This is a genomic window from Microbacterium sp. 69-7 (genome assembly GCF_001897985.1).
Lineage (GTDB): Bacteria > Actinomycetota > Actinomycetes > Actinomycetales > Microbacteriaceae > Microbacterium > Microbacterium laevaniformans.
In genome coordinates, this window is the sequence record NZ_MKRU01000109.1 from 1 (window position 1) to 7,305 (window position 7,305).

Here is a 7,305-nt window from a genome sequence, read left to right on the forward strand (position 1 = left end):
TTGATGAGGAGGTCGCGGCCGGTGGCGCCGCGCGCCAGGCGGATGGCGGTCATCGTCGCCTCGGTGCCCGTGGAGACCAGCCGCGCCTTCTGCACGGCCGGCACCCGTCGCACGATCTCCTCGACGAGCTCCGCCTCGGCCGGGGTCGGCGCCCCGAACGACAGTCCGCGCGCGGCGGCGGCCTGGACGGCGGCGACGACCTCCGGATGGGCGTGGCCGAGCAGCGCCGGGCCCCAGCTGGCGACGAGGTCGACGTAGCGGCGGCCCTCGGCATCCGTCACATACGCGCCCGCGGCCTCGACGAGGAAGCGCGGCGTGCCGCCGACGGAGCCGTACGCGCGCACGGGCGAATCCACGCCACCGGGGATGACGGCGCGGGCACGGGTGAACAGGGCGTCGTTGGTGTCGGTCATGCGAGTGCGCGTCCCTCTCGGAGCCAGCCGGCGACCTCGATCGCCCAATACGTCAGAATCGCCTCGGCGCCGGCGCGGCGGATGCCGAGGATGCTCTCCCCGATCGCACGCTCACGGTCGATGACACCGGCGGCGGCGGCGTGCTCGATCATCGCGTACTCCCCCGACACCTGGTAGGCCCAGACCGGCGCGGACGACACGGCGGCGACCTCGGCGAGCACATCGAGATACGGGCCCGCGGGCTTGACCATGACGATGTCGGCGCCCTCGTCGATGTCGGCGAGGGCCTCCTGCACGCCCTCGCGGCCGTTGGCGGCGTCGAGCTGGTAGGTGCGACGGTCGCCGGTGAGGGTCGACTCGACGGCGTCGCGGAACGGACCGTAGAACGCCGAGGCGTACTTGGCGGAGTAGGCGAGGATCACGACGTCGCTGCGCCCCGCGGCATCCAGCGCCGCTCGGCACGCGGCGACCTGGCCGTCCATCATGCCCGACAGACCGAGGATGTCGGCGCCGGCCTCGGCCTGGGCGAGCGCCATCCGCGCGTACACCTCGAGGGTCGCGTCGTTGTCGACCGACCCGTCGGCGGCGAGCACACCGCAGTGGCCGTGGTCGGTGAACTCGTCGAGGCAGAGGTCCGCCTGCACCGTCAAACGTCCCTTCGCCGCCGCGGCCCCCACAGCGATCGCGCGATTGAGGATGCCGTCGGGGTCGGTCGCGCCGCTGCCGACGGCGTCGCGCACGGCGGGAACGCCGAACAGCATGATGCCGCCGATGCCGGCGGCGGCAGCCTCCTCGACGACAGCCGCGAGGCGGGCGAGGGGGTATTGGTGTACCCCGGGCATGCTCGCGATCGGCTGCGCCTCGGCGATGTCCTCCTTTACGAACACCGGCAGGACGAGCCGGCGCGGGCTCAGGTCGGTCTCGGCGACGAGGCGTCGCAGGGCCGGGCTCTGGCGCAGGCGGCGCAGGCGGCGGACGGGGAACGCGGTCATCGGGTGACCTCCTGGAGTCGGGGAAGGGTGTCGAGCTCGGCGATGAGGGCGTCGATGCTCTGTGTGCGCGCGGTGTGACCGACGACGAAGCCGAGGCGCTCCGCGTCGCGGGTGGTGCCCGGACCGATCGAGGCGACGAGGGTGGATGCCGGCAGCGCCCCGACCTGTCGGCGCAGCTCGCGTCCGACGCTCAGCGAGGTCAGCAGCACGATCGCGAAGCGGCCGGCGGCGAGATCGGCAGCCACGTCGGCGGCGAGATCGATGCCGACCGTGCGGTAGCCGATGCACACGTCGACGGCGAAGCCGCGAAGTTCCAGCTCATCGCTGACGACAGCTCCGGCGAGATCGGAGCGAACCACGAGGCAGCGCCCGGTCGAGGACGCCGTGTGCGCCGCGCACCACTGCGCGATCATCGCGTGGGCCGACGAGCGCCCCAGCGGGATGAAGTCGACGTTCGCACCCAGCTCGGTGACGGCGCGCGCCGTGGCCTGACCGACCGCCGCGACCCGCAACGACGTCGGCAACGCGCGTCCGCTCGCCGACAGGAACAGCGCGAGCTGCTCGACGCTGGCGGCGCTCGTGACGAACAGCCACTCGTAGTCACTGTCGGCGAGCCGGCCGAAGGCGGCGTCGCGCGCGGCCGTGTCGCGGGGTGGGGCGGTGCGGATCAGGGGCGCGATCACCGGTTCGGCGCCCCGACGCGTCAGCTCACCCGCGACGTGCTCGCCCCACGCGCCGCCGCGCGGCACGAGCACCCGCGCGCCGGCGAGTGCGGTCACCGCGGGTCTCCCGCGGGTCGCGGACCGAGCTCGGCGAGCTCGGCGGCCCCGGCATCCATCAGCGCGGTGACGACGACACCGGCCTGCGCTGCGCGCCCGGCCGCCGTCGCCAGTTCGGCGGGGTCGGCGGAGTGCGCGACCCGGACGGTGCGGGCGCCGTCGAGGGCGTAGACCTCCGCGATCAGCGTGACGGCGTCCGGCGCGCGCCGGGCGGAGATGCCGACCGGCGCGGCGCACCCGGCCTCCAGCAGCCGCAGTACGGCGCGCTCCCAGAGTGCGGTGATCTCGGCATCCGCATCGGTAATGGCGGCGATCTCGGCGGCGACCGGGGAATCCGCGCGCACCTCGACCGCGAGAGCTCCCTGGCCGGCAGAGGTGGGCCAGCTGTCGGCGTCGAAGCGGTCGGTGATCCGGTCGGTGCGGCCGATGCGGGTCAGACCCGCCTCGGCGAGCACGATCGCGTCGTACTCCCCCTCGTCGACCTTGCGCAGTCGCGTGTCGACGTTGCCGCGGATGCCGCGCACCTGCAGGTCGGGGCGGCGACGCAGGAGCTGGGCGACCCGGCGCGGCGACCCGCTGCCGACGACGGCGCCGTGCGGCAGCGCCTCGAGCGTGAGGCCATCGCGCGCGCACAGCACGTCAGCCACGGGAGCCCGCGGCGGGACGGCTCCGATCGCGAGGCCCGCGACGTCGGCCGTGGGAAGGTCCTTCATCGAGTGCACGACGAGATCGCACTCGTCACGCAGCAGCGCTTCACGCAGCGCCGCGACGAACACGCCGGTCCCGCCGAGCTGCGCGAGGGGCCCGGTGAGCACGTCGCCCGCGGTCGTGATCGGCACGAGCTCCACCTCGCGGCCGGTCGCCGCCCGCAGGGCGTCGGCGACGTGGCCGGACTGCGTGGTGGCCAGCAGACTCGCTCGGGTTCCGAGTCGCAGCGGCGCGGGTGCGGCGGCGTCGGTCACCGTCACGGCGCGATCCCCGCGAGTGCCGGCTGGAAGCCGAGTCGCTTGTTCTCGCAGCATCCGGGACGGCACACGTCGTACCAGGGTCCGAGGTCCGTCTCGTGCGCGCGGTCGGCCGCGGCGGTGCCGTTCAGCCGCTCGACCATGAGGTCGACCAGTCCCGCGACGTACGCCGGGTGCGTCGCCGGAGTCGGGGTGCGGATCGCCGTGAGACCGAGCTCGTCGGCCGTCTCCATCGCCTCCGTGTCGAGGTCCCAGAGCACCTCCATGTGGTCGCTGACGAAGCCGAGCGGCACGATGAGCACGGCCTTGCGACCACGGGCGGGCAGCTCGGCCATCGCGTCGTTGATGTCGGGCTCGAGCCACGGCACCTGCGGCGGGCCGGAGCGGCTCTGGAAGACGAGCTGCCAGGCGCACGAGGAGCCCAGTCGCGACATGATCGTCTCGGCGACGGCCGTGTGCTGTGCCACGTACGCGCCTCCGGCGCCGAAGCCGCGCTCGGGCGGACCGGAACGGTCGGCGTCACTGTTGGGTATCGAGTGGGTCGAGAACAGGATCTCGATCTCGTCGTCGACCAACCCGCCTTCGTGCAGGCGCGCGAGGCCGTCGGCGACGCCCTCGGCGAAGGGCGTGACGAAGCCCGGGTGGTCGAAGAACTGACGCACCTTGTCGATCTCGACGGCGCCGCTGAGCCCGGTGGCCTCCACGGCGTCGGCGAGGTCCTCGCGATACTGACGGCACGACGAGTACGAGCTGTAGGCGCTCGTCGCGATCGCGAGCAGGCGCGTGTGCCCGGCGTCGTGGGCGTCCTGCAGTGCGTCGGCGACGTAGGGCATCCAGTTGCGGTTTCCCCAGTACACCGGCAGGTCGATCCCTCGGACGGCGAGCTCGGCATCCAGTGCCGCCTTCAGCTCCCGGTTGTGCTCGTTGATGGGCGAGATCCCGCCGAAGTGACGGTAGTGGTGCGCCACCTCTTCGAGGCGCTCGTCGGGGATGCCGCGGCCCGCCGTGACGTTGCGCAGGAACGGGATCACGTCGTCCTGACCCTCGGGGCCGCCGAAGCCGAGCAGCAGCACGCCGTCGTAGGCGACGGGGACGGTGACGTGCGGATCGCCGGCGCACGTCGCCGCCGTGGCGGCCGGCACGCGGCATCCGTCGCCGCAGACGGGAGCGGCGCTCGCACGGGGCGGCTTGGGACGGAACTCGGCGGAGCGGGGAGCGATGTTCTCGGCCATCAGCTCAGCACCTCCGCCAGCTCGTCGAGCTCGAGGCGCCGTCCCGTGTAGAACGGGACCTCCTCGCGCACGTGGCGCCGGGCGTCCGTGGCGCGCAGATCGCGCATCATGTCGACGAGGTGGATCGGGTCGTCGCTCTCCAGCGGCAGCAGCCACTCGTAGTCGCTGAGTCCGAAGGTCGAGACGGTGTTGGCGACGACCTCCGTGAAGCGGGCGCCCTTGCGGCCGTGCTCGGCGAGCATGCCGGCGCGCTCCTCCTCGGGCAGCAGGTACCACTCGTAGCTGCGCACGAACGGGTACAGGCACAGCCAGCCGCGCGCGCTCTCCCCGCGCAGGTACCCGGGCACGTGACGCTTGTTGAACTCGGCCTCACGGTGCACCCCCATCGCGGTCCAGACGGCCGTGTACGCCTGCAGCACGCCGGTGCGGCGCAGGGCCCGCAGCGCCTTCTGGAGCACGGCAGGGTCATCGACCGCGCCCGGCGTCGTGTGCAGCCAGATCATGAGATCGGCTTCGCCCCGCATGCCGGTGACGTCGTACAGGCCGCGCACGCTGACGCCGCCGGCCGTGACCGCGTCGACGGCGGCGGACAGCTCGGCGATCGCCGCGGCGTCGGGCGCCACCCGCGGACGGGGGCCGGCCAGGACGGCGAAGAGGGTGTATCCGAGCGGGATCTGTTCGGTCATGCGGTGCTCCTAGGAAACCGGGTGGGTGTGGAGGGAGGACGACGGGAGGGATGCCGCGAGCGCGCGGTCGAGACGGGCGGCGAGGTCGCGGGCGTGCGGGATGACGGAGGCGAGGCCGGTACCGGCGGCGGCGGCCCCGGCCAGGTGGATGCCCGCGGGCAGGTCGTCGGGCGCGGCGGCGCCGACGACGGCATCCGTCCACTCCTGCACGACCAGGTCGACGACATCGGCCGCGGCCACGTCGACGCCGGTGAGGATCGACACCTCGCGGGCGACCTCGTCGGCCGTGGCCAGCGTACCGGCGGCGGCGTCGCGAGCGGAGAGCCGCACGAGGTGGATGCCGTCTGGCGTCGCGGCGCGCGCCCAGTCCCACTTGGCGGTGATGTGCGTGAGGGCCTTGGCCGCCGTCGGCAGCGCGGCGTCGACGATCACGCCCGAGCCGACGGGTTCGGCGGCGAGGGCGGGGTGGGCGATGGCCGCCGCGACGAGGCGGACCGCCGCCGCCGTCGGCGCGGATGCGCGTTTCGACTCGTCGCTGCGCTCCTCGCTCAACGACCGGGGGGCGCTCCCGGTCGTTGAGCGAGCGGAGCGCGTCGAAACGCCCGCACCCGCCAGAAGGCACGCCGCCTCCGCGGGGCCCGTCGCGATCACGACCTGACGCGCCGACAGAGATCCGCTCGTCGTCTCGACGGTGACCGTCTCGACATCCGAGCGCACAGCACGCACCGCGACCCCGGTGCGGATCTTCGCACCGTGGGCCTCCGCGGCCTCAGCGAGCGCCGTCGGAAGGCGCCACATGCCCCCTGCGATGCCGCCGACGGCGGCGCCGGCGCGCTGCCCGGTCGCGATCGCGTCCGCGGCCTCGAGAAGCGAGCCGCGGGAAACGAACTCGCGCCACAGACCGGGGTGCAGCTGCGACAAGCGGGCCTCGGCGGCGGGTCGCGAGTAGACGCTCCGGCAGAGCGTGTCGACAAGCCGATCGGCGACGCGGACACCGAGACGTTCGGCGACCAGGTCGTACAGCGACGGCTCGGCGTCGGCGATGGTGGGCACCCGTCGCTCATCGCGCGCGCGGGCGGCGCCGTCGGCGCCGATGATCGCGACGACGTCGTCGGCATCGGGATCGGCGGGGATGCCGAGAACGGTCCGCCGCGGCAGGCGAGCGCGGCGCACGCCGTCATCCGTCGCGACGGCGAGCCAGGCTCCCTGGGGGCGCGGCGCGACCAGCTCGAGCGGGAGCCCGGCATCCGCGACGAGAGCGGCCACCGCATCGGTACGCGTCGCGAACGACTCCGCGCCGAGATCGATGTCGACCCCCGCGAGCGTGCCGCGGCGCAGCAGCCCGCCCACCTCTTCCGCCGCGTCGACCACGACCACGTCACGTCCGGCACGCGCCAGCTCGTGTGCCACGACGAGCCCGCCCATACCGGCGCCGACGACGACGACATCGGCGCCGGTCGCGGCTGCCGGCGCGCTCGTACGAGAGGTGGTCACCGCGCGGACTCCGCGGGTGCGCGCCAGTCGTGAACGGTGCGCACCAGGTCGGTGAGCACGGTGGGGTCGGTGTTCATCGGCACACCGTGGCCGAGGTTGAAGACATGTGCTCGCGCCGCCAGCCCCGAGGCGAGGGCGGCGTGGGCCGCCCGGCGACGCACATCCTCGGGGGCGAACAGCAGCGCGGGATCGAGGTTGCCCTGCACCGTGAGATCGCGGCCGATGCGGGTCACGGCGTCATCGAGGTCGACGCGATAGTCGACGCCGATCGCATCGACGCCGATCGACGCCATGTCGGCGAGGATCTCGCCGGTGCCGACGCCGAAGTGGATCAGGGGCACATCGAGACCTTCGCCGCGCAGCGCGCGAACGGGCTCCAGGGCGGCCGCGGATGCCGGCAGCACGGCGCGCCGGTAGTCGGCGGGAGCGAGCGCTCCGGCCCACGAGTCGAACAGCTGCGCGGCGCTCGCGCCGGCACGCACCTGCAGGGCGAGGAAGCGCCCGGTCACCTCCGCGAGCCAGGCCGTGAGGTCGGCCCAGGCCGCGGGGTCGGAGTGGATGAGGCTGCGGGCGCCGAGGTGGTCTTTCGACGGGCCGCCTTCCACGAGATAGGCGGCGAGGGTGAACGGGGCGCCGGCGAAACCGATGAGCGGCAGCGGCTCGCCGCGCTGCTCGCCCTCCTCCGCCAGCATGGCGACCGTGCGCTGGACGGCCTCGACGACCGCCTCGCCGCGCTCCTCCACG

8 protein-coding genes are annotated in these 7,305 nt (G+C 73.8%); all 8 read right to left on the reverse strand.

Features of this window, described 5'->3' with window-relative positions; all coding sequences use genetic code 11:
• On the reverse strand, window positions 1–413 hold a 413-nt coding region (locus BGN98_RS13635; RefSeq protein WP_288121686.1), incomplete at its 3' end, for an aminotransferase class III-fold pyridoxal phosphate-dependent enzyme.
• A complete protein-coding gene (hemB, locus tag BGN98_RS13640) occupies window positions 410–1,405 on the reverse strand; it encodes a porphobilinogen synthase (protein WP_016464632.1) in 996 nt (331 codons plus the stop codon). The genes BGN98_RS13635 and hemB, both read right to left, overlap by 4 nt.
• Window positions 1,402–2,184 (reverse strand): uroporphyrinogen-III synthase, encoded by a 783-nt coding sequence (locus BGN98_RS13645; protein ID WP_288121687.1) that lies wholly within the window; start codon window positions 2,182–2,184, stop codon window positions 1,402–1,404. The genes hemB and BGN98_RS13645 overlap by 4 nt, the downstream gene beginning before the upstream one ends.
• Window positions 2,181–3,152, reverse strand: coding sequence for a hydroxymethylbilane synthase (gene hemC, locus BGN98_RS13650; protein ID WP_288121688.1), 972 nt, complete (start codon window positions 3,150–3,152; stop codon window positions 2,181–2,183). Before hemC ends, BGN98_RS13645 begins: the two co-directional genes overlap by 4 nt.
• Window positions 3,149–4,381, reverse strand: a complete 1,233-nt coding sequence (locus BGN98_RS13655) for a ferrochelatase (RefSeq protein WP_288121689.1) — start codon at window positions 4,379–4,381, stop codon at window positions 3,149–3,151. Before BGN98_RS13655 ends, hemC begins: the two co-directional genes overlap by 4 nt.
• On the reverse strand, window positions 4,381–5,067 hold the full coding sequence (gene hemQ / locus BGN98_RS13660) for a hydrogen peroxide-dependent heme synthase (RefSeq protein ID WP_288121690.1): 687 nt from the start codon (window positions 5,065–5,067) through the stop codon (window positions 4,381–4,383). The genes BGN98_RS13655 and hemQ overlap by 1 nt, the downstream gene beginning before the upstream one ends.
• Window positions 5,068–5,076: 9 nt before the next feature.
• Window positions 5,077–6,561 carry an FAD-dependent oxidoreductase gene (locus BGN98_RS13665; RefSeq protein ID WP_288121691.1) on the reverse strand — a complete coding sequence of 495 codons (1,485 nt, stop codon included), beginning with the start codon at window positions 6,559–6,561 and terminating at the stop codon, window positions 5,077–5,079.
• The coding region (locus tag BGN98_RS13670) for a uroporphyrinogen decarboxylase family protein (RefSeq protein ID WP_288121692.1) at window positions 6,558–7,305 on the reverse strand (748 nt) is incomplete at its 5' end. The genes BGN98_RS13670 and BGN98_RS13665, both read right to left, overlap by 4 nt.